Source organism: Enterobacter cloacae complex sp., assembly GCF_900322725.1.
Taxonomy (GTDB): domain Bacteria; phylum Pseudomonadota; class Gammaproteobacteria; order Enterobacterales; family Enterobacteriaceae; genus Enterobacter; species Enterobacter quasihormaechei.
Genome location: NZ_LT991957.1, coordinates 4,657,156 through 4,677,483, shown reverse-complemented (window position 1 = coordinate 4,677,483; position 20,328 = coordinate 4,657,156). Strand labels below are relative to the sequence as shown.

The 20,328-nt window shown below is 56.7% G+C and carries 20 protein-coding genes and 1 pseudogene; 12 read left to right on the top strand and 9 right to left on the bottom strand.

From position 1 onward, the window contains the following. The first annotated feature begins 3 nt into the window (after positions 1-3). The 4 genes from tsaB to rnd all read left to right on the top strand — a co-directional run bounded on the left by tsaB (position 4) and on the right by rnd (position 4,406). Positions 4-699, top strand: coding sequence for a tRNA (adenosine(37)-N6)-threonylcarbamoyltransferase complex dimerization subunit type 1 TsaB (tsaB, locus tag DBR02_RS22880; RefSeq protein WP_107535544.1), 696 nt, complete (start codon positions 4-6; stop codon positions 697-699). A gap of 37 nt (positions 700-736) precedes the next feature. Further along, positions 737-1,318 carry a Slp family lipoprotein gene (locus DBR02_RS22875; protein WP_063449611.1) on the top strand — a complete coding sequence of 194 codons (582 nt, stop codon included), beginning with the start codon at positions 737-739 and terminating at the stop codon, positions 1,316-1,318. 203 nt (positions 1,319-1,521) lie between these two features. Continuing rightward, positions 1,522-3,207, top strand: coding sequence for a long-chain-fatty-acid--CoA ligase FadD (gene fadD / locus DBR02_RS22870; protein ID WP_129741659.1), 1,686 nt, complete (start codon positions 1,522-1,524; stop codon positions 3,205-3,207). An 83-nt stretch (positions 3,208-3,290) separates the two neighbouring features. Next, on the top strand, positions 3,291-4,406 hold the full coding sequence (gene rnd, locus DBR02_RS22865; protein WP_129741660.1) for a ribonuclease D: 1,116 nt from the start codon (positions 3,291-3,293) through the stop codon (positions 4,404-4,406). A gap of 93 nt (positions 4,407-4,499) precedes the next feature. Here the strand turns inward: rnd and minE are convergent, their stop codons facing one another. The 3 genes from minE to minC are packed head-to-tail and all read right to left on the bottom strand — an operon-like array spanning position 4,500 to position 6,312. Further along, entirely contained in the window at positions 4,500-4,766 is a 267-nt protein-coding gene (gene minE / locus DBR02_RS22860; protein ID WP_003859937.1) for a cell division topological specificity factor MinE, read from the bottom strand. A 3-nt stretch (positions 4,767-4,769) separates the two neighbouring features. Further along, positions 4,770-5,582 carry a septum site-determining protein MinD gene (gene minD, locus DBR02_RS22855; protein ID WP_063449608.1) on the bottom strand — a complete coding sequence of 271 codons (813 nt, stop codon included), beginning with the start codon at positions 5,580-5,582 and terminating at the stop codon, positions 4,770-4,772. 22 nt (positions 5,583-5,604) lie between these two features. Further along, positions 5,605-6,312 (bottom strand): septum site-determining protein MinC, encoded by a 708-nt coding sequence (minC, locus tag DBR02_RS22850; RefSeq protein ID WP_063868495.1) that lies wholly within the window; start codon positions 6,310-6,312, stop codon positions 5,605-5,607. A gap of 123 nt (positions 6,313-6,435) precedes the next feature. On the opposite strand from minC, the gene DBR02_RS22845 reads away from it, so the two are divergent. From DBR02_RS22845 to DBR02_RS22835, 3 genes are all read left to right on the top strand, one after another. After that, complete coding sequence (locus tag DBR02_RS22845) at positions 6,436-6,711, top strand: YcgL domain-containing protein (protein ID WP_063449606.1); 276 nt, start codon at positions 6,436-6,438, stop codon at positions 6,709-6,711. 47 nt (positions 6,712-6,758) lie between these two features. Continuing rightward, positions 6,759-7,418, top strand: coding sequence for a fumarylacetoacetate hydrolase family protein (locus tag DBR02_RS22840; protein WP_063449605.1), 660 nt, complete (start codon positions 6,759-6,761; stop codon positions 7,416-7,418). 93 nt (positions 7,419-7,511) lie between these two features. Further along, a complete protein-coding gene (locus tag DBR02_RS22835) occupies positions 7,512-7,952 on the top strand; it encodes a YcgN family cysteine cluster protein (protein ID WP_063449604.1) in 441 nt (146 codons plus the stop codon). A gap of 115 nt (positions 7,953-8,067) precedes the next feature. Here DBR02_RS22835 and dsbB read toward each other — a convergent pair whose 3' ends face one another. Beyond that, positions 8,068-8,598, bottom strand: coding sequence for a disulfide bond formation protein DsbB (gene dsbB, locus DBR02_RS22830; RefSeq protein WP_063868496.1), 531 nt, complete (start codon positions 8,596-8,598; stop codon positions 8,068-8,070). 46 nt (positions 8,599-8,644) lie between these two features. Then, positions 8,645-10,183: a Na(+)/H(+) antiporter NhaB gene (gene nhaB / locus DBR02_RS22825; protein ID WP_107535542.1), complete on the bottom strand. Its 1,539-nt coding sequence runs from the start codon at positions 10,181-10,183 to the stop codon at positions 8,645-8,647. A 202-nt stretch (positions 10,184-10,385) separates the two neighbouring features. Between nhaB and fadR the strand changes: the two genes are divergently transcribed. Beyond that, positions 10,386-11,105 (top strand): fatty acid metabolism transcriptional regulator FadR, encoded by a 720-nt coding sequence (gene fadR, locus DBR02_RS22820; protein WP_003859951.1) that lies wholly within the window; start codon positions 10,386-10,388, stop codon positions 11,103-11,105. Between the two features lie 146 nt (positions 11,106-11,251). Here the strand turns inward: fadR and DBR02_RS22810 are convergent, their stop codons facing one another. Next, complete coding sequence (locus DBR02_RS22810; RefSeq protein ID WP_107533827.1) at positions 11,252-12,409, bottom strand: DDE-type integrase/transposase/recombinase; 1,158 nt, start codon at positions 12,407-12,409, stop codon at positions 11,252-11,254. 108 nt (positions 12,410-12,517) lie between these two features. Continuing rightward, positions 12,518-14,050 (bottom strand): SpoVR family protein, encoded by a 1,533-nt coding sequence (locus DBR02_RS22805; protein WP_063449601.1) that lies wholly within the window; start codon positions 14,048-14,050, stop codon positions 12,518-12,520. 321 nt (positions 14,051-14,371) lie between these two features. Here DBR02_RS22805 and DBR02_RS22800 point away from each other — a divergent pair, with 321 nt between their 5' ends. The 3 genes and pseudogenes from DBR02_RS22800 to DBR02_RS27265 form a co-directional block, all read left to right on the top strand. Further along, positions 14,372-15,670 (top strand): D-amino acid dehydrogenase, encoded by a 1,299-nt coding sequence (locus DBR02_RS22800; protein ID WP_107535541.1) that lies wholly within the window; start codon positions 14,372-14,374, stop codon positions 15,668-15,670. A gap of 9 nt (positions 15,671-15,679) precedes the next feature. After that, positions 15,680-16,750 carry a catabolic alanine racemase DadX gene (dadX, locus tag DBR02_RS22795; RefSeq protein ID WP_063449599.1) on the top strand — a complete coding sequence of 357 codons (1,071 nt, stop codon included), beginning with the start codon at positions 15,680-15,682 and terminating at the stop codon, positions 16,748-16,750. Positions 16,751-16,759: 9 nt separating this feature from the next. Next, positions 16,760-16,912: pseudogene (locus DBR02_RS27265) on the top strand (hypothetical protein); the annotation flags it as partial. Here the strand turns inward: DBR02_RS27265 and DBR02_RS22790 are convergent. Both DBR02_RS22790 and ldcA read right to left on the bottom strand, forming a co-directional pair. Next, the gene (locus DBR02_RS22790; protein WP_107535540.1) at positions 16,847-18,580 is read right to left on the bottom strand and encodes a potassium/proton antiporter; all 1,734 of its coding nucleotides are present in this window, start codon (positions 18,578-18,580) and stop codon (positions 16,847-16,849) included. The pseudogene DBR02_RS27265 and the gene DBR02_RS22790 sit on opposite strands and share 66 nt — an antisense overlap. 97 nt (positions 18,581-18,677) lie before the next feature. Further along, positions 18,678-19,592 carry a muramoyltetrapeptide carboxypeptidase gene (ldcA, locus tag DBR02_RS22785; protein ID WP_107535539.1) on the bottom strand — a complete coding sequence of 305 codons (915 nt, stop codon included), beginning with the start codon at positions 19,590-19,592 and terminating at the stop codon, positions 18,678-18,680. A gap of 107 nt (positions 19,593-19,699) precedes the next feature. Here ldcA and emtA point away from each other — a divergent pair, with 107 nt between their 5' ends. Next, positions 19,700-20,311: a membrane-bound lytic murein transglycosylase EmtA gene (emtA, locus tag DBR02_RS22780; RefSeq protein WP_063449596.1), complete on the top strand. Its 612-nt coding sequence runs from the start codon at positions 19,700-19,702 to the stop codon at positions 20,309-20,311. Positions 20,312-20,328 lie beyond the last annotated feature (17 nt).

Below are 20,328 nucleotides of genomic sequence, written 5' to 3'. Positions count from 1 at the left end.
CCAATGCGAATTCTGGCTATTGATACCGCAACAGAGGCGTGTTCCGTTGCCCTGTGGAACGACGGTAAGACCTTTGCCCATTTCGAAGAGTGCCCCCGGGAGCATACCCAGCGTATTCTTCCCCTGGTAAAAACCATTTTGACCGAGGGCAACGCCGCCCTGACCGACCTCGACGCGCTGGCCTATGGCCGTGGCCCGGGCAGCTTTACGGGCGTGCGTATCGGGATTGGCATTGCGCAGGGGCTGGCGCTGGGCGCCGACCTGCCGATGATCGGCGTCTCAACGCTTGCCACGATGGCGCAGGGCGCCTGGCGTATGACCGGCGCTACCCGCGTGCTGGCTGCCATCGACGCCCGTATGGGGGAAGTGTACTGGGCGGAATATACCCGTGATGAAAACGGCGTCTGGCACGGCGAAGAGACCGAGGCGGTGCTCAAGCCCGAAGCCGTGACTGAGCGCCTGAAGCAGCTCTCCGGCGAGTGGGCGACGGTGGGAACCGGCTGGCCGGCATGGCCTGAGATGGCGAAGGAAACCGGTATTACGCTGGTGGACGGCAACATGCTCCTGCCCGCCGCAGAAGATATGCTGCCGATTGCCCGTCAGCTGCTTGACGCAGGTAAAACCGTGGCGGTTGAGCACGCTGAACCCGTTTATTTACGAAACACCGTCGCGTGGAAGAAACTTCCAGGCCGCGAATGAATCTCAGTAACAGGAACTGAGAAAAAGGAGTCGCATCATGGCGGTTCAGACTAAAGTTGTACGCCTTCTTATGGCAGGCGTTGTTGCCATAGCACTGAGCGGTTGCGTCACCGTTCCTGATGCGATCAAGGGCACCAGCCCGACGCCACAGCAGGATCTGGTACGCGTGATGAACGCCCCGGAGCTCTATGTCGGGCAGGAAGCGCGGTTTGGCGGCAAGGTAGTTGAGGTCGTTAATCAGCAGGGTAAAACCCGTCTGGAAATCGCCACCGTTCCGCTGGACGACGGCGCGCGGCCGATTCTGGGTGAAGCCTCGCGCGGGCGGATCTACGCTGACGTCAGCGGCTTCCTCGATCCGGTTGATTTCCGCGGACAGCTGGTGACCGTCGTCGGGCCGATTACCGGTTCGGTAGCAGGTAAAATCGGCAATACGCCGTACAAATTCATGACCATGCAGGTTAACGGCTACAAGCGCTGGCGTATCGCCCAGCAGGTGGTGATGCCGCCACAGCCTATCGATCCGTGGATGTGGGGCCCTCATCCGTACCGTTACGGCTACGGTGGCTGGGGCTGGTATAACCCCGGTCCTGCACAGGTACAAACCATCGTAACTGAGTAACTTCCTGTTATTTATAGTAAAGAGACAGCGGCTCAGCCGCTGTCTCTGTTTTTTTACGCTTAAAACGAAAAAAAAGAGTGACGCGCTTCGCAACCTGTAATCTGAACAATTAATAAACTGGTACGCTGAGTTAATATAATGTTAACAAACTGTTTATTATCGGGGCTGTGATGACGACGAATACTCATTTCAGAGGTGATGCATTGAAAAAGGTTTGGCTTAACCGTTATCCCGCGGATGTCCCTGCGGAGATCAATCCTGACCGTTATCAATCCCTGATTGAATTATTTGAACACTCGGTACGGCGCTACGCCGACCAGCCCGCATTTGTGAACATGGGCGAAGTGATGACCTTCCGTAAGCTGGAGGAGCGCAGCCGGGCGTTTGCAGCCTATTTGCAGGAGGGGCTGGGGTTGCAGAAAGGGGATCGCGTCGCGCTGATGATGCCAAACCTGCTGCAATATCCGGTGGCGCTGTTCGGGATCCTCAGGGCAGGGATGATCGTTGTTAACGTCAACCCGCTTTATACCCCGCGCGAGCTGGAACATCAGCTGAATGACAGCGGTGCGGCGGCGATTGTGATTGTCTCCAACTTTGCCCACACGCTGGAAAAAGTCGTTGAAAGAACCCAGGTTAAGCACGTCATTCTGACGCGCATGGGCGACCAGCTCTCTACCGCGAAAGGTACGCTGGTCAACTTTGTCGTTAAATACGTTAAGCGCCTGGTGCCGAAATACCATCTGCCGGATGCCATCTCCTTCCGCCGCGCGCTGCATGCGGGCTATCGCATGCAGTACGTCAAGCCTGAAGTGGTCTCAGAGGACCTGGCCTTCCTGCAATACACGGGCGGCACCACCGGCGTGGCGAAAGGGGCGATGCTGACCCACCGCAACATGCTGGCGAACCTGGAACAGGTTAACGCCACTTACGGGCCGCTGCTGCACCCGGGCAAAGAACTGGTGATCACCGCGCTTCCGCTGTATCACATTTTTGCGCTGACCATGAACTGCCTGCTGTTCATCGAGCTGGGCGGCCAGAACGTTCTGATTACTAACCCGCGCGACATTCCGGGGCTGGTCAAAGAGCTGGCGAAATACCCGTTCACCGCCATGACCGGCGTGAACACACTGTTTAACGCTCTGCTCAACAATAAAGAGTTTCAGCAGCTGGATTTCTCCACGCTGCACCTCTCTGCGGGCGGCGGGATGCCGGTTCAGCAGGCGGTTGCCGAGCGTTGGGTCAAACTCACCGGGCAGTATCTGCTGGAAGGCTATGGCCTGACGGAGTGCGCCCCGCTGGTCAGCGTTAACCCGCATGACATCGACTACCACAGCGGCAGTATCGGCCTGCCGGTGCCGTCAACGGAAGCTAAACTGGTGGACGATGAGGGTAACGAAGTGCCTCACGGCGAGCCGGGCGAGCTGTGCGTAAGAGGGCCGCAGGTGATGCTGGGCTACTGGCAACGCCCGGATGCCACGGACGAGATCATCAAAGACGGCTGGCTGTACACCGGCGACATCGCTGTGATGGACGACGAAGGCTTCCTGCGCATCGTCGATCGCAAGAAAGACATGATCCTCGTTTCCGGTTTCAACGTCTATCCGAACGAAATCGAAGACGTGGTGATGCAGCACAGCGGCGTGCTGGAAGTGGCAGCGGTGGGCGTTCCCTCCGGCAGCAGCGGGGAAGCGGTGAAGATATTTGTGGTCAGGAAAGATCCTTCTCTTACCGAGGAAGCGCTGATAACGTTTTGTCGCCGGCAGCTGACGGGCTATAAAGTGCCGAAGCTGGTGGAATTCCGCGATGAGCTGCCGAAATCCAACGTCGGAAAGATATTACGACGAGAATTACGTGACGAAGCCCGTGCCAAAGTGGACAATAAGGCCTGAGCTTCACGTTAATCGCCCAGACGCCGGTTAAGCCGGCGTTTTTTATGGGCGCAAACAAAAGAGAGTCCGATTTGAATTACCAGATGATCACTACCAACGACGAGCTGGCTTCGCTGTGCGAGGTGACGCGTGATTTTCCCGCTATCGCCCTGGATACGGAATTTGTCCGCACCCGCACGTACTACCCGCAGCTGGGCCTGATCCAGATGTATGACGGCAAGCACGTGTCGTTGATTGACCCCCTTGGCATCACCGACTGGGCGCCGATGCGCGCGCTGTTGCTCGATACCGCCGTGACCAAATATCTGCACGCCGGCAGTGAAGATCTGGAAGTGTTCCTCAATACCTTTGGCATCATGCCGGAACCGCTGATTGATACCCAGATCCTCGCGGCGTTCAGCGGTCGCCCGCTCTCCTGGGGTTTCGCCGCGATGGTGGAAGAGTACACCGGCCTGACGCTGGATAAGAGCGAATCGCGCACGGACTGGCTCGCGCGCCCGCTGACCGCGCGTCAGCTTGAATATGCCGCGGCGGACGTCTTCTACCTGCTGCCGATTGCCGGCCAGCTGATGAAAGAGGCGGAGGCGTCAGGCTGGCTGTCTGCCGCGCTGGACGAGTGTCGCATGACGCAGCAGCGTCGCCAGGAAGTGGTCGACCCGAAAGACGCCTGGCGTGATATCACCAACGCCTGGCAGCTGCGCACGCGTCAGCTGGCCTGCCTGCAACTGCTGGCGGACTGGCGCCTGCGTAAAGCGCGCGAGCGCGACCTGGCGGTTAACTTTGTGGTGCGCGAAGAGCACCTGTGGGCGGTGGCGCGCTATATGCCGGGCAGCCTTGGCGAGCTGGACAGCATTGGCCTTTCCGGGAGCGAGATCCGCTTCCACGGTAAAACGCTGCTGGCGCTGGTGGAAAAAGCCCAGCAGGTGCCGGACGACGCGCTGCCAGAGCCGCTGCTTAACCTGATGGATATGCCGGGCTACCGCAAGGCATTCAAAGATATCAAAGCGCTGGTGCAGACGGTGGCGAGCGAAAGCAAGCTGAGCGCGGAGCTGCTGGCTTCACGTCGTCAGATTAACCAGCTGCTGAACTGGCACTGGAAGTTGAAACCGCAACATGGTTTACCGGAACTGGTCGCCGGATGGCGGGGGGAACTGATGGCAGAACGCCTGAACACCTTGCTGGAAGGGTATCCGCGCTAAACAAGTATAACCCCGGTAAGCGCAGCGCCACCGGGGAAATTGCCGGGCGGCGCGATGCTTGCCCGGCCTACGATACGACGAACCGCAAACGGTTTAACGCGACTCTTCCGCTTCCGGAAGCGTCACGTTCAGCTCCAGAATCGAAATATCCCCGTCTTTTTGCTCCAGCTGAACGGTGACCATTTCCGGGTCAATCTGCACGTACTTGCAGATCACTTCCAGAATGTCTTTGCGCAACTGCGGCAGGTAGTGCGGTTCGGCGTCGCTACGACGACGCTCCGCAACGATAATTTGCAGACGTTCTTTTGCGATGTTGGCGGTGCTTTTTTTCCGCGAGAGAAAAAAGTCCAGTAATGCCATAACTTATCCTCCGAACAGGCGTTTGAGGAAACCTTTCTTCTCTTCTTCAATGAAGCGGAAAGGACGTTCTTCTCCCAGCAGACGATCAACGGTATCCGCATACGCTTTACCCGCGTCTGCCTGTGTATCCAGAATCACCGGCTCGCCCTGGTTAGAGGCGCGCAGTACGGACTGATCTTCCGGGATCACGCCAACCAGTTTGATGCGCAGGATTTCCAGCACGTCTTCCATGCTCAGCATGTCACCTTTATTTACGCGGCCCGGATTGTAGCGGGTCAGCAGAAGGTGCTCTTTGATCGGCTCCTGGCCATTTTCCGCACGACGAGATTTCGACGCCAGAATGCCGAGAATACGGTCGGAGTCGCGTACTGACGAGACTTCCGGGTTGGTGGTGATGATGGCTTCATCCGCGAAGTAGAGCGCCATCAGCGCGCCGGTTTCGATACCGGCAGGGGAGTCGCAGACCACGAAGTCGAACTCCATCTTTTTCAGTTCGTCGAGCACCTTTTCCACGCCTTCACGGGTCAGCGCGTCTTTGTCACGGGTCTGGGAGGCCGGGAGGATGTAGAGGTTCTCGGTGCGCTTGTCTTTAATCAGCGCCTGGTTAAGCGTGGCATCGCCCTGAATGACGTTGACGAAGTCATACACCACGCGACGCTCGCAGCCCATGATCAGGTCCAGGTTACGCAGACCGATATCAAAGTCGATTACGACGGTTTTCTTTCCCTTCTGGGCCAAACCAGTAGCGATGGCCGCGCTGGAGGTGGTCTTGCCAACGCCTCCTTTACCCGAAGTCACAACAATAATGCGTGCCATAGAAATTCCTTGTTAAAAGGGATCAATTTAACGGTTGAACGGTCAAAGCGTTGTCTGCCAGTTGCAGACGGGCCGCTTTGCCATAAAATTCGGCTGGGATTTTGTCGCTCAGCCAATATTCACCTGCGATAGACACCAGTTCTGCCGTCAGGTGAGTACAAAAAATTTGTGCTTCTCGATCGCCGCTGGCGCCCGCAAGCGCACGCCCTCGCATCATACCGTAAACGTGAATATTGCCATCCGCAATCAGTTCCGCGCCCGCGCTGACGTGGCTTGTAACAATCAGATCACAGTTTGGCGCATAAATGCGCTGACCGGAACGAACCGGCAGATCAATCAATCGCGTTTTTGTGACCGGGGTTACATTTTGCGCCGGAGGCGGGGGAGCGGGAACGGGTGCAGGCGCTGCACGTGGGGCCTTTTCTTTGCCTTCGTTCAGCAAAGGCAAACCTGCGCGGTCAATTTCGGCTTTCAGTTCAGCGTCTTTGCAGCCGCTAATACCCACGATGCGTAAGCCCGTAGAGGTGACGGCCTGCTGGAGTCGCTTCCAGTTAACCGGACCCTCAAGGTCGCTTACGTTGACGACGACAGGAGCATGCTTAAGAAAAGCGGGAGCCTGCGCGATTTTGTCTTCTAACGCCTGACGAATAACCTCGGGTTTTGCATCATGCAAATGAACCACTGATAAGGTGAAGCTACTGCCTTTAAGCTCGATGGGCGTATTTGACATCCTGGCCTTACTCAATTTGCTATTAACCGCAGCACATCGCCGCGATATTCCGAAGAGTATCAGGCATGTTATAGTCAGGAGTATATTGAGGCAAGCAACCACCCGTTAATTCAGAGTAAAAACATGTTTTGTGTGATCTACAGAAGTACGAGCCGCGACCAGACCTACCTTTATGTCGAAAAGAAAGACGATTTTTCCCGCGTGCCTGAGGAATTAATGAAAAGTTTTGGCCGACCGCAGCTGGCGATGCTGCTGCCGCTGGACGGCCGCAAGAAGCTGGTGAACGCCGATCTGGAAAAAGTCAAAAAGGCGTTGACCGAACAGGGCTATTATTTACAGCTTCCGCCACCGCCGGAGAATTTATTAAAACAGCATCTTGAGATGAGCGGAAAGAAATAAGCCCGGGTCACGCCGGGAACAACCCATCAACCGATTAGGGGTCGAGCATGTATCAACATCATAACTGGCAAGGTGCATTACTGGATTATCCCGTCAGCAAAGTGGTCTGCGTAGGCAGCAACTATGCAAAACACATTCAGGAGATGGGGAGCGCCGTGCCGGAAGAGCCGGTTCTGTTTATTAAGCCAGAAACTGCACTATGCGATATTCGTCAGCCGCTGGCTCTGCCGCAGGGACTGGGCTCGGTGCATCATGAAGTGGAGCTGGCGGTGCTGATCGGCGCCACGCTGCGTCAGGCCACCGAAGAGCACGTAGAGAAAGCGATTGCGGGTTACGGTGTTGCGCTTGACCTGACGCTACGCGACGTTCAGGGCAAAATGAAGAAAGCGGGGCAGCCGTGGGAAAAAGCCAAGGGTTTTGATAATTCATGCCCGATTTCCGGTTTCGTTCCGGTGAGTGAATTTACCGACGATCCGCAGAATACACCGCTCAGCCTGAAGGTCAACGGCGAGATCCGCCAGCAGGGCTCGACCGCCGATATGATCCATAAGATCGTTCCGCTAATTGCCTACATGAGCCGCTTCTTCACCCTGAAACCCGGCGATGTGATCCTGACCGGCACCCCGGAAGGCGTGGGCCCGCTGCACGCTGGCGACGAGCTGGACGTCAGTTTTAACGGCCTGTCGCTAAAAACCCGCGTGCTGTAAAAGCACCTTGCCGCCTGAAAAGGGCGGCAAAACTTGCATCAACGTGCCAGACTCGTTATAAGGTGCGCTCTATTTTGACGTGTGGACATCCCGATGAACGATATTCCTTTCTGGCAAAGCAAAACGCTCGACGACATGACCGACGCGGAGTGGGAATCGTTGTGTGACGGCTGCGGGCAGTGCTGCCTGCATAAGCTGATGGATGAAGATTCGGACGAAATCTATTTCACCAACGTAGCGTGCAAGCAGTTAAACATCAAAACCTGCCAGTGCCGCAACTACGAGCGCCGTTTCGAATATGAGCCGGACTGCATCAAGTTAACCCGTGAAAACCTGCCGACCTTTGAGTGGCTACCGCATACCTGCGCGTATCGCCTGCTGGCGGAAGGAAAGGATTTGCCTGCGTGGCATCCCCTGCTGACGGGGTCGAAAGCGGCAATGCACGGCGAACGTATTTCCGTGCGCCATATTGCGGTGAAAGAGTCAGAGGTGCGGGACTGGGAAGACCACATCATGAATCATCCCAACCGCTGATAATAAAAAACCCGCCGAGGCGGGTTTTTTATTGTGCGCTGTTGTGGCGGGTGGCGCTGCGCTTACCCGACCTACTAAACCGTAGGCTCGCGCAAGCGAAGCGCCGCCGGGCACATTAACGCCCAAAAAGATCGCGTTTTTTCGGTCTGAACGGCTGGGCAATCAGCACCAGCAGCGCCACCACGAAGTAGGCGACGAAAATGCCCACCAGCCATTGCGGCATCTCCAGCGTCAGAAACTCCCACTGGCGTACGGAGCAGTCACCGGAGGCAACGAACACCTGCGGCAGCCACTTATCCAGCGGCAGCCAGCCCGGGAAGCGGGCCGCAAAATCGCAGGTCATAAACGGTGACGGATGAAGCTGCATCTGGGTGTGCTCCCAGGAAAGCGCAATCCCTTTCCAGGCGCTGTACAGCCAGATGGCAATCGCCGCATAGCGTAACGGTGTTTTGGGTGCAATTGCACCGACCAGACCCGCGCCCATAATGCCGAACAGCGCACAACGCTCATAAATACACAGTACGCAAGGTTTCAGCCCCATCACATGCTGAAACCACAGCGCGACCATTTCCAGCGCAAAGGCGGTCAGGGCCATCAACAACCACGCTCCGCGACCGCGTGAGCACTGGTTCAAAAATCGCAACATAATCATTTCCCTGGAACATGCTTAGACAGCGCAGTGTAAACGAATTTTAATGCGCCGCAAGTATACCTGCTTGTAACAACCATTGCGTACAGGGAACGAGAGTAATTTTGATGCACAGCAAACCAACCAGGGTAAGCACCAGCGTATACGGCAGCGCCATCCAGACCATTCTTCCATAAGAAAGCCGTATGAGCGGCGCCAGCGCCGAGGTCAGCAGGAAGAGGAATGCCGCCTGACCGTTCGGGGTTGCCACCGAGGGCAGGTTGGTTCCGGTGTTGATCGCCACCGCCAGCAGCTCAAACTGTTCACTGCTGACAATGCCTTGCTCCATCGCGGCTTTGGCCTCATTAATGTATACCGTCCCGACGAAGACGTTATCGGAGATGGAAGACAACAGGCCGTTAAACAAATAGAACAGCGTAAGCTGCGAATCTGGCGTAGCCTGAAGCACAAAAGCGATAATGGGCGCGAACAGATGTTGGTCAATAATCACCGCCACGACGGCAAAAAATACCGCCAGCAGGGCGGTAAACGGCAGCGCTTCGGTAAAGGCTTTACCGATAGCATGTTCGTCCGTTACGCCGCTCAGGCTGGTTGCCAGAATAATCACCGACAGGCCAATGAGCCCCACTTCGGCAAGGTGCAAGGCCAGCGCAGCGATAAGCCACACGCCAATAAAACCCTGTGCAATCAGGCGCAGCGTCTCCTGACGCGTACGCTGTTTGCGGCTCTGCTCGTCAAACTTTTGCAGCTCATGGCGGACCTGATCGGGCAACGTCGCGCCATACCCAAAGAGGTTAAATTTCTCGACCAGCACGCAGGTCGCTAATCCACAGACCAGCACGGGCACGCTGACCGGCGCCATGCGCAGGAAAAATTCGCCAAAATGCCACCCGGCCGCTTTAGCGATGATCAGGTTTTGCGGCTCCCCGACCATGGTCATCACGCCGCCCAGCGCCGTACCCACGCCCGCGTGCATCATCAGGCAGCGCAGAAACGCGCGGAACTGTTCCAGCACGTCGCGGTGGTGCGCCTCAACGTGGCTGTCGTCCTGCAAGTTATCGCCGGGACGAGACGAGGCCACCCGGTGGTAAATTCCGTAAAAACCGACGGCGACGCTGATCACTACCGCCACCACCGTCAGCGCGTCCAGGAAGGCTGAAAGGAAAGCCGCGGCGAGGCAAAACGCCAGCGAGAGAAGCGTTTTCGACGGAATGCTCAGCAGCAAACGGGTAAAGATAAACAGCAGGAGCTGCTTCATAAAGTAGATCCCGGCCACCATGAAGATCAGCAGCAGCAGGACTTCAAGATTCGACGCAATCTCGTTTTTAACGTGCTCCGCGCTGGTCATTCCCGTGGCCACGGCCTCCAGTGCCAGCAGCCCGCCGGGCAATAGCGGATAACACTTCAGCGCCATCGCCAGGGTAAAGATAAACTCGGCGACCAACAGCCATCCGGCAACAAAGGGATTCAGCAAGAAGATAACGGGATTAACGACCAGGAATACCAGTAAAGTGAGTTTGTACCAGTCAGGTGACTGACCTAAAAAGTTGCGCCACAGCGCGCGCCCAAACGAAATTTCCACGACAGACGTCCTTTCCCCGTCAAATAAGACAAGACATCAGTATACGCAAAAATGGCGTCGGTGAGGGCGTTAACGCCATTTTGTAAATTTCATAAAAATGAAACGGCGATCCCTCTTTTCTGTCTCGGCTGCGCTATCTGCCTCAGTCCGCCTCTGGTATGATGAGTGCAATTTGCTAAAGCTGTGTAATGGAAATCTCACTATGGTCATTAAGGCGCAGAGCCCGGCGGGTTTCGCGGAAGAGTACATCATTGAAAGCATCTGGAATAATCGTTTCCCTGCGGGATCAATTCTACCTGCTGAACGCGAACTCTCTGAACTGATTGGCGTCACCCGTACCACGCTGCGAGAAGTGCTCCAGCGTCTGGCGCGCGATGGCTGGTTGACGATACAGCATGGCAAACCCACTAAAGTGAACAACTTCTGGGAAACGTCCGGGCTGAATATTCTGGAAACGCTGGCGCGTCTCGACCACGAAAGCGTACCGCAGCTGATTGATAATCTGCTTTCGGTGCGCACCAACATCGCTACTATTTTCATCCGCACCGCGTTTCGTCAGCACCCTGAAGATGCGCTGAAGGTGCTCGCCACCGCCAATGAGGTGGAGGACCATGCGGATGCCTTTGCAACCCTGGACTACAACGTGTTCCGCGGTCTGGCGTTTGCCTCCGGCAATCCGGTTTACGGTCTGATCCTGAATGGGATGAAAGGGTTATATACGCGCATTGGTCGTCACTACTTTGCTAACCCTGAAGCCCGCAGCCTGGCGCTCGGCTTCTACCATAAGCTGAGCAAACTCTGCACCGAGGGGCTGCACGACCAGGTTTATGAAACGGTGCGTCGTTACGGTCACGACTCCGGTGAAATCTGGCACCGAATGCAGAAAACGCTGCCGGGCGATCTGGCGATTCAGGGCCGATAAAAGAAAAAACCTCTCGATTGAGAGGTTTTTTTTCGCCGGGTGGCGGCTTCGCCTGACCCGGCCTACAGGTCCCGTAGGCCCGGTAAGCGTAGTGTATGACCGGATACATAGGTGACAGATCAGACCGGGAACATAGGTAACACATTTTAGTCTATCCGGAGCACACTCTGGGTTTTCCGGTCATAGTACGCAAGCGTTATTCCGTTAAAGATGATGGCCTCAAGGCCATCATCTTGTTCTTCCAGCATGATGTACTCATCCGTCAGCGCTTCACTCAGGAACACCGTCCCCTTTTTCCCCATATAGAGTGTCCCCCTCGATTTCACCCTGTAGACCTTACCTCCTTCCGGATAAGCATAGTCAGGAACACTGCCATCCCAGTGCCGGTTCGAGGGATGCCATACCGTTCCGGGCGTTGCACCCGCCAGGGCTTCATGCGGCCTTTCGTAGTTAAATTCTTCCCGGTAATCACTGAACCACCGCTGTTGTTCTTCCATCGTCATGAAGGTGTTGCCCTGTTTCACTGCACTTTTCAGGGAACGGTGCATTCGCTCATGGCGGCCATTTTCTTCCGGATGACCCTTTCTGATACGCTCCGGCCTGATGCCCAGCTTGATTAGCCAGACGGCAAGGCGACTTAATCCGGCTATTCCTGTTCCCGCGAAGGGCTGACCGTTATCGGTTCTGAGCACTTCCGGCAGACCGTATTCCAGGAACGCATCTGTCAGGCACTGTCTGACGAAGGGCTCACTCTCCCGGTCCGTTCCCCGGCAGCTCAGAAGATACCGGCTGTGATTGTCGGTCAGGGTGAAGGGATGGCAGTACTCTCTGCTCAGCAGCCTGAACTTACCTTTAAAATCAGCGCTCCAGACCTGATTGTTTTCACTGATGATGGTCAGGGGCTGGCGATTGCCCGGGGTTCTGCGTTTTCGCTTTTTATCCGGAACCAGGCCTTCACGCTTGAGGATATCGCCGACAGTGCTGGCAGCAGGTACGGTAAAATCGACATGATGGTTGAGGAGCCACATCCGCAGTTTTTTGGGGCCCCAGTCAGGGTGTTTTTGACGCAGGGCAGTCAGGTGTCCGACGATATAATCGGGAACCGTCCGGGAGTGGGAGCGTGGCGCACGCGACCGGTCAGAGAGAGATGACAGGTCAGAAGGGTCAAACCGCTGAAGCCATTTATAGCCTGTTTTACGGCTGATGCCAAAAAGACGGCAAAGAGCGGAGAAGGAGTCCGTACCTGCATGGCAGGCACGGATAAAATCAAGGCGTTGCATAGGTCGGGTCTCAGTCCAGGGCATAGCGAGTCTCCTCTTCTATGCCAGTTATAACTGTTACCCATGTATCCGGTCTAAAGTGTTACCCATGTTTCCGGTTCATACCGTAGCGCCACCGGGCAAAAAACCCCACTACAGCGTATTCATCCGCGCCGGGCACCGGTCCAGCAGTTCCACGCTGCCGTCTTCGTTCTGCTGCTCCAGCAATACGTCAAACCCCCACAGGCGATGCACGTGCTTCAGCACTTCCTTACGCCCTTTATCCAGCGGCGCGCGGTTGTGCGGGATATAGCGCAGCGTCAGAGAGCGGTCGCCGCGCAGATCCACGTTCCACACCTGAATGTTCGGTTCAAGGTTGCTTAGATTGTACTGGGACGACAGACGCGAGCGGATCTCCCGATAGCCTTCCTCGTTATGGATCGCCGAGATCTCCAGGTAGTTGTTGCGGTCATCATCCAGTACCGTAAAGAAGCGGAAATCACGCATGATCTTCGGCGACATGAACTGGCTGATAAAGCTCTCATCCTTAAAATCACGCATCGCGAAGTGCAGCGTTTCCAGCCAGTCGGAGCCCGCAATATCCGGGAACCAGTATTTGTCCTCTTCGGTGGGCGACTGGCAGATACGCTTGATATCCTGGAACATGGCAAAGCCGAGCGCGTAAGGGTTAATGCCGCTGTACCACGGGCTGTTGTACGCCGGCTGGAACACCACGTTGGTGTGGCTGTGCAGAAACTCCATCATAAACCGTTCAGAGACTTTTCCCTCGTCATAGAGGTGGTTCAGAATGGTGTAGTGCCAGAAGGTCGCCCAGCCTTCGTTCATGACCTGGGTCTGCTTCTGCGGATAGAAATACTGGCTCACCTTGCGCACGATGCGCAGGATCTCACGCTGCCACGGCTCCAGCAGCGGGGCGTTTTTCTCCATAAAGTAGAGCAGGTTTTCCTGCGGCTCGGAAGGATAGCGACGCGCCTCGGCGACGGTTTTCTCCTCCTCACGTTTCGGCAGGGTACGCCACAGCATATTCACCTGGCTTTGCAGATACTCCTCGCGGCTCTTCTGCCGGGCTTTCTCCTCCTGCAAGGAGATTTTCTGCGGGCGCTTATAGCGGTCAACGCCGTAATTCATCAGCGCGTGGCAGGAGTCCAGTAGCTTCTCCACTTCGTCCACGCCGTAGCGCTCTTCGCAGTCGGTAATGTAGTTACGGGCGAAGATGAGGTAATCAACGATGGAGCTGGCGTCCGTCCAGCTGCGGAACAGATAGTTATTTTTGAAGAACGAGTTATGACCGTAGCAGGCGTGCGCCATCACCAGCGCCTGCATGGTAATGGTGTTCTCCTCCATCAGATAGGCGATACACGGGTTAGAGTTAATGACGATTTCATACGCCAGCCCCTGCTGCCCGTGCTTATACAGCCGCTCTGTCTCAATGAACTTTTTGCCAAACGACCAGTGCGGATAGTTTATCGGCATCCCGACGCTGGAGTAAGCGTCCATCATTTGTTCAGAGGTGATGACTTCAATCTGATGGGGGTAGGTATCCAGACGATAGAGTTTGGCAACCCGGTCGATCTCCGCCAGGTAGACATCCAGCAACTCGAAGGTCCAGTCGGGTCCATCGCTCAGACGGGTACTGTCCCTGGACATGGAATCTATTGTAGCCATTAGCGCGCCCTCGTTGTCGGTCGCTCTCTCTGACTGGAGAGCCTCCTTTCAAGCATAGATCACCCCATTCAAATACGCGGGGCGCAGAAATTTTTTCTTTGCGATTTCCCGTTTTCGATACGGCAAAAAAAACGGAGGTCGCAGAATTTTATACTGGTTAAAAATAACGCGCAGCAGGAGATCCCAAATAAGCGTTATCCCCTGATACAGCGGGATATGTGAGTTAAGTCACCATAAAAAAGTCATATGTTGAATAATATTTTCAACTAGGTTATCAATCTGTAATTAGATGATTGTTCTTTTGCTCATAATGGAGTGGCTATGCGTGTTGTCATACTGGGAAGTGGTGTCGTTGGCGTAACCAGCGCCTGGTATTTAAGTCAGGCAGGACATGAGGTTACCGTTATCGATCGCGAATCCGGTCCGGCTCTGGAAACCAGTGCGGCGAATGCGGGGCAAATTTCCCCGGGCTATGCTGCCCCGTGGGCGGCCCCCGGCGTGCCGCTGAAGGCGATTAAATGGATGTTCCAGCGACACGCGCCGCTGGCGATCAGCCTGGACGGTTCGCCCTTCCAGCTGAAGTGGATGTGGCAGATGCTGCGCAACTGTGACACCCGCCACTACATGGAAAACAAAGGGCGCATGGTTCGCCTGGCGGAATACAGCCGCGACTGCCTGAAGGCGCTGCGCGCCTCGACGGGCATTGAATATGAAGGGCGCCAGGGCGGTACGCTTCAGTTGTTCCGCACCGAGCAACAGTACGAAAACGCTACCCGCGATATCGCCGTGCTGGAAGATGCTGGCGTACCGTATCAGCTGCTGGAAGCCAGCCAGCTGGCGCAGGTGGAGCCGGCGCTTGCCGAGGTGGCGCACAAGCTCACGGGCGGCCTGCGTTTACCGAACGATGAAACCGGCGACTGCCAGCTGTTCACCCAGCGTCTGGCGCGCATGTGCGAGCAGGCGGGAGTGACGTTCCGCTTCAACACCTCTGTCGACAAGCTGCTGTCAGAAGGGGAGAAGATTTACGGCGTGAAGTGTGGGGAAGAGGTGATCAAAGCCGATGCCTACGTGATGGCGTTTGGCTCCTTCTCTACCGCGATGCTGAAAGGCATTCTGGATATCCCGGTTTATCCGCTGAAAGGCTACTCTTTGACTATCCCGGTGAAAGAGGACAGCGGCGCGCCGGTCTCTACCATTCTTGATGAAACCTACAAAATCGCCATCACCCGCTTCGATAACCGGATCCGCGTCGGCGGCATGGCGGAGATCGTGGGCTTCAATACCGAGCTGCTCAAACCGCGTCGTGAAACGCTGGAGATGGTCGTCGGGGATCTCTTCCCGCGCGGTGGCTTTATTGAGCGGGCGACGTTCTGGACGGGCCTGCGCCCGATGACCCCAGACGGCACGCCGATTGTTGGCCGTACGCCGTACAAAAATCTGTGGACCAACACCGGACACGGTACGCTTGGCTGGACCATGGCCTGCGGTTCGGGCCAGCTGCTGAGCGACCTGATCTCCGGTCGCACCCCGGCTATACCGTTTGACGATTTGAGCGCCGCACGCTATCAATCAGGGTTTACCCCCTCGCGCCCCCAGCACCTGCACGGCGCGCATAATTAAGGAGTTGTCATGTCCCGTCCAATTCTGGCCCAGCTGGATTTGCAGGCGCTGAAGGATAACCTGCAAATTGTTCGCCGTGCTGCGCCGGGTTCTCGTGTCTGGTCGGTGGTGAAGGCTAACGCCTACGGTCATGGTATCGATCGTATCTGGAGTGCGCTCGGCGCCACCGACGGTTTTGCCTTGCTCAACCTGGAAGAGGCCATCCTGCTGCGCGAGCGCGGCTGGAAAGGGCCGATTCTGCTGCTGGAAGGATTCTTCCATGCAGAAGATCTGCCGCTGCTGGACAAGTACCGACTGACGACCAGCGTGCACAGTAACTGGCAGATCAAGGCCATTCAGGACGCGAAGCTGCATGCCCCGCTGGATATCTATCTCAAAGTGAACAGCGGCATGAACCGTCTGGGCTTCCAGCCCGAGCGGGTTCACACGGTCTGGCAGCAGCTGCGTGCGCTGAAAAACGTCGGTGAGATGACGCTGATGGCGCACTTCGCCGATGCGGAAAAGCCGGACGGCATTGCCGATGCCATGGTACGCATTGAGCAGGCGGCAGAAGGGCTGGACTGCCCGCGTTCGCTGTCGAACTCAGCGGCTACGCTCTGGCATCCTGAGGCGCACTACAGCTGGGTGCGTCCGGGGATCGTGCTGTACGGCGCGTCGCCTTCCGGCCAGTGGCAGGATATCGCCAACAGCGGCCTGAAGCCGGTGATGACCCTGCGCAGTGAAATCATTGGCGTGCAGACGCTGAAAGCGGGCGATACGGTGGGCTATGGCAGCCGCTTCCGGGCGTCGGGCGAACAGCGTATTGGTATTGTAGCAGGTGGTTATGCAGACGGTTATCCGCGCATCGCCCCGAGCGGCACGCCGGTATGGGTCGATGGCGTACGCACGGGCACGGTAGGTACCGTTTCAATGGATATGCTGGCCATTGATTTAACGCCGTGTCCCCAGGCGGGTATCGGCTCGCCGGTAGAGCTGTGGGGCAACGAGGTCAAAATTGACGACGTGGCCGCTGCGGCGGGCACCGTTGGGTATGAACTGATGTGCGCGCTGGCGCCAAGAGTGCCTGTTGTGACGGTGTAACGTGTTCGTGTGCCGGGTGGCGCTAACGCTTACCCGGCCTTCGTTCGAGGGTGTTGTAGGCCGGGTAAGGCGAAGCCGCCACCCGGCAAAAAACAGCTACTCCGCATCCTCCTCCATCGGCCTTACGCCGACTTTGCGCACCGCGTTATCTTCTTTTTCGGCCACCGTCCAGATCATCCCGGCAAACTCCACCTGGTCACCCACAACCGGCGCAGCGCCTAATAGTCGCTGAATGATCTCGCCCAGCGTTTGCTGGTTATCGCGATTCTCAAGGCCATCTTCCAGGCCGTAAATCAGCGCCACGTCCGCAAAACGGGCGCTGGCTTCCAGAATAAAATCGCCAAAGAAACGCTGATCCAGCGCCACCGGCGGCGACTGGCTGAACAGCTTGCCGAGGGCAGGCAGGTCGCGCTCGCGGCCAATCACGCAGAGGATATCGTTCTCACGCAGCCGCGTGCTGCCGGTCGGGTGGAGCAGGGCGTTGTCCCTGAACAGAGCGGCAATGCGCGTTTCAGCCGGCATGTGCAGATCGCGCAGGGAAGCGCCCACGCACCACTTATCGGCGCTCAGTTGATAGACAAACTGTTCCCACGGATTCTCAGGGTGAAGATCCAGCCCTACGCGGGAGACTGGCCAGCCGACGGGCGGCACCACCACTTTGGCCTTTTTCGCCGCCCAGCCCAGGGACGTCCCCTGGAACAGCAGCGACACCAGCACTACGAAAAAGGCGACGTTGAAGAACAGGCGGGCGTTATCCAGCCCGGCCATCATCGGGAATACCGCCAGAATAATCGGCACCGCGCCGCGCAGCCCCACCCAACTGATAAACACCCGCTCGCGCAGGTTAAACCCGCGGAACGGCAGCAGGCCGGCAAACACCGACAGCGGACGGGCGATGAAAATCATCCAGGCCGATAAAAGCAGCGCCGGTATGACGATGGGCAGCAGGTCGGAAGGCGTCACCAGCAGGCCCAGCACCAGGAACATAGCGATCTGCGCCAGCCAGGCCAGCCCGTCGAAGTTTTGCAGAATCGCATAACGGTTACGAATCGGCCGGTTGCCCAGCAGGAACCCGCAGAGGTAAACCGCCAGAATACCGCTGCCGTCCAGCGCGGTGGTGACGGCAAAAATCAGAATGCCGCCGCTCAGGGCGAGCAGCGGGTAAAGGCCGGAGGGGAGCGTAATACGGTTGATCGTATGCTGTAAGAGATAACCGCCGCCAAGGCCAATGATAATGCCGAGGCCAAACTGCTGGAGGATGTGCCAGGCAAACATCCAGCTCAGGCCGGTTTCGTGCTGCTGGATCATCTCAATCAGGGTGATGGTCAGAAACACCGCCATCGGATCGTTACTGCCGGATTCAATCTCAAGCGTTGAGCCAACGCGTTCGTTCAGCCCTTTGCCGCCGAGCAGGGAGAAAACCGCTGCCGCATCGGTCGAGCCGACGATCGCGCCAATCAGCAGGCCTTCCATCATATCGAGGTTAAACAGCCAGGCCGCCATCATGCCGGTCAGCCCCGAGGTGATCAGCACCCCGACGGTCGCCAGCGACAGCGCCGGGCCCAAGGCCACGCGAAACGAACTTGCCTGGGTGCGCATGCCGCCGTCCAGCAGGATCACCGCCAGCGCGAGGTTACTCACCATATAGGCGAAAGGGTAGTTATCGAAGGGGATACCGCCGATCCCGTCGACTCCCGCCAGCATGCCGATAGCCAGGAAAATGACAAGAATAGGTATGCCAAGGCGCGATGAAAATGAACTTAATAAAATGCTGAAGGTTACCAGGATGGAACCGAGAATGAAAAGGCTGATTATCGCTGTGGCACCCAATGTCGTCTTACTCCCACCTCAATGTGAACGCTGTTATTAAAACCCTAACATATTAACAACGATAACAGCGTTTTATTGAGGGGGAATAACGGCTTTTTTATGCCTTTAAGACCGGATGACCGCTGATTGTTAACCGACTGCCTGAATGATCGTGCGTCAGGCGCGCCCGGGCGCCCAGCGGCAGCGTGACGGTTTGCTGCTCATGGCCGAAGTCCAGCCCGGCAATCACCGGAACGTCCAGCCGGGAACGAATGAAATCAATCATCGTCTCGAGGGAGTAGCCCGCATCGTAATCGTTGGGGGCCGATCCGCTAAAACTACCCAGCACAATGGCCGACTGCCGATCCAGGATCCCGGCGTGATACAGCTGCAACAGCATGCGTTCGACGCGGAATGGGTGTTCGTTGATATCTTCCAGCACCAGTATGCCGTCCTCAATCTGCGGCAGCCACGGTGTGCCAATTAGCGACACCAGCATCGCGAGGTTTCCGCCCCATAGCTGTCCTTCACATTCCCAGTGCGGTCCATTGCCTTGCCACTCAACGGTAAAAGTCGGGTTTTGCAGGGCGCGCCAGAAATGTTCCTCGGTAAAAGCATCCAGCTCCGGCGCGCCAAAGTTACCGGCCAGCATCGGGCCGCTAAAGGTAATGACGTTATGCAGTGCCAGCAGGCCGAGCTGGATCGCCGTGAAATCGCTGTGGCCGCAGATCAGCAGCGGATCCTGCTGCTGGCGTGCTGCCAGCCCGGCCCAGTCGATACTCTCCAGCAGCCGGCTCGCACCATATCCGCCGCGCACGGCCAGCACAACGTTGTTTTCGCCTTCCAGCGTCGCCAGGCTGTTGATATCGCTCAGTCTCTGCGCTTCCGTACCGGCAAAACGCTGCATGCGGCGGGGGATAATTGTCTGATTTTCTACCTGATGGCCCATTTCCAGCAGGCGCTGAACGCCCCGCTGTGCCGCTTCCTGGTTGATGCAGTAGCCCGACGGTGCGATGAGATGAAACTGAGGCATGGCAATTCCTTGCTGAATGAGAAACTAATTGTCTATATCATGCCGCTTAAACGCCGCCTGCTTCAAGGGGCGACGTACCGCGATGACCGGCTATAAGGATAGATGACGTGAAATTGAGATGGTTTGCTTTTTTGATTGTGTTGCTCGCTGGCTGTAGTTCAAAACATGATTATCAAAATCCCCCCTGGAACCCTGACGTGCCGGTGAAGCGGGCCATGCAGTGGATGCCGATCAGCGAACAAGCCGGGAAGGCCTGGGGCGTGAGCCCGCGTCTGATCACGGCAATTATTGCGGTGGAATCCGGCGGCAACCCAACGCTGGTGAGTAAATCGAATGCGGTGGGGCTGATGCAGCTAAAAGCCTCGACGGCGGGAAGGGAGGTCTATCGCTATATGGGCTGGAAGGGACAACCCTCCACCAGCGAGCTGAAAAACCCGGAACGTAATATCTCTATGGGAACCGCCTACCTGAGCATTCTTGAGCACGGCATTCTGAAGGGAATTGAGGATCCGGAGGTGATGCAATACGCGCTGGTGGTGTCGTACGTTAACGGGGCCGGCGCGCTGCTGAGAACCTTCTCCTCCGATCGCAAAGAAGCGATAGAAGAGATTAACGATATGGATAAAGATGAATTCTTCGAACACGTTGTGAAGAACCATCCGTCAGCACAGGCGCCACGCTATATCTGGAAAGTACAGAAAGCGATGGACGCTATGTAATCCCTTTGTCGGGCGGC

Coding starts and splice junctions, on each gene's coding strand:
- tsaB (WP_107535544.1), top strand. CDS start 4: ATGCGAATTCTGGCTATTGATACCGCAACAGAGGCGTGTTCCGTTGCC.
- DBR02_RS22875 (WP_063449611.1), top strand. CDS start 737: ATGGCGGTTCAGACTAAAGTTGTACGCCTTCTTATGGCAGGCGTTGTT.
- rnd (WP_129741660.1), top strand. CDS start 3,291: ATGATCACTACCAACGACGAGCTGGCTTCGCTGTGCGAGGTGACGCGT.
- minE (WP_003859937.1), bottom strand. CDS start 4,766: ATGGCATTACTGGACTTTTTTCTCTCGCGGAAAAAAAGCACCGCCAAC.
- minD (WP_063449608.1), bottom strand. CDS start 5,582: ATGGCACGCATTATTGTTGTGACTTCGGGTAAAGGAGGCGTTGGCAAG.
- minC (WP_063868495.1), bottom strand. CDS start 6,312: ATGTCAAATACGCCCATCGAGCTTAAAGGCAGTAGCTTCACCTTATCA.
- DBR02_RS22845 (WP_063449606.1), top strand. CDS start 6,436: ATGTTTTGTGTGATCTACAGAAGTACGAGCCGCGACCAGACCTACCTT.
- DBR02_RS22840 (WP_063449605.1), top strand. CDS start 6,759: ATGTATCAACATCATAACTGGCAAGGTGCATTACTGGATTATCCCGTC.
- DBR02_RS22835 (WP_063449604.1), top strand. CDS start 7,512: ATGAACGATATTCCTTTCTGGCAAAGCAAAACGCTCGACGACATGACC.
- dsbB (WP_063868496.1), bottom strand. CDS start 8,598: ATGTTGCGATTTTTGAACCAGTGCTCACGCGGTCGCGGAGCGTGGTTG.
- fadR (WP_003859951.1), top strand. CDS start 10,386: ATGGTCATTAAGGCGCAGAGCCCGGCGGGTTTCGCGGAAGAGTACATC.
- DBR02_RS22810 (WP_107533827.1), bottom strand. CDS start 12,409: ATGCCCTGGACTGAGACCCGACCTATGCAACGCCTTGATTTTATCCGT.
- DBR02_RS22805 (WP_063449601.1), bottom strand. CDS start 14,050: ATGGCTACAATAGATTCCATGTCCAGGGACAGTACCCGTCTGAGCGAT.
- DBR02_RS22800 (WP_107535541.1), top strand. CDS start 14,372: ATGCGTGTTGTCATACTGGGAAGTGGTGTCGTTGGCGTAACCAGCGCC.
- dadX (WP_063449599.1), top strand. CDS start 15,680: ATGTCCCGTCCAATTCTGGCCCAGCTGGATTTGCAGGCGCTGAAGGAT.
- ldcA (WP_107535539.1), bottom strand. CDS start 19,592: ATGCCTCAGTTTCATCTCATCGCACCGTCGGGCTACTGCATCAACCAG.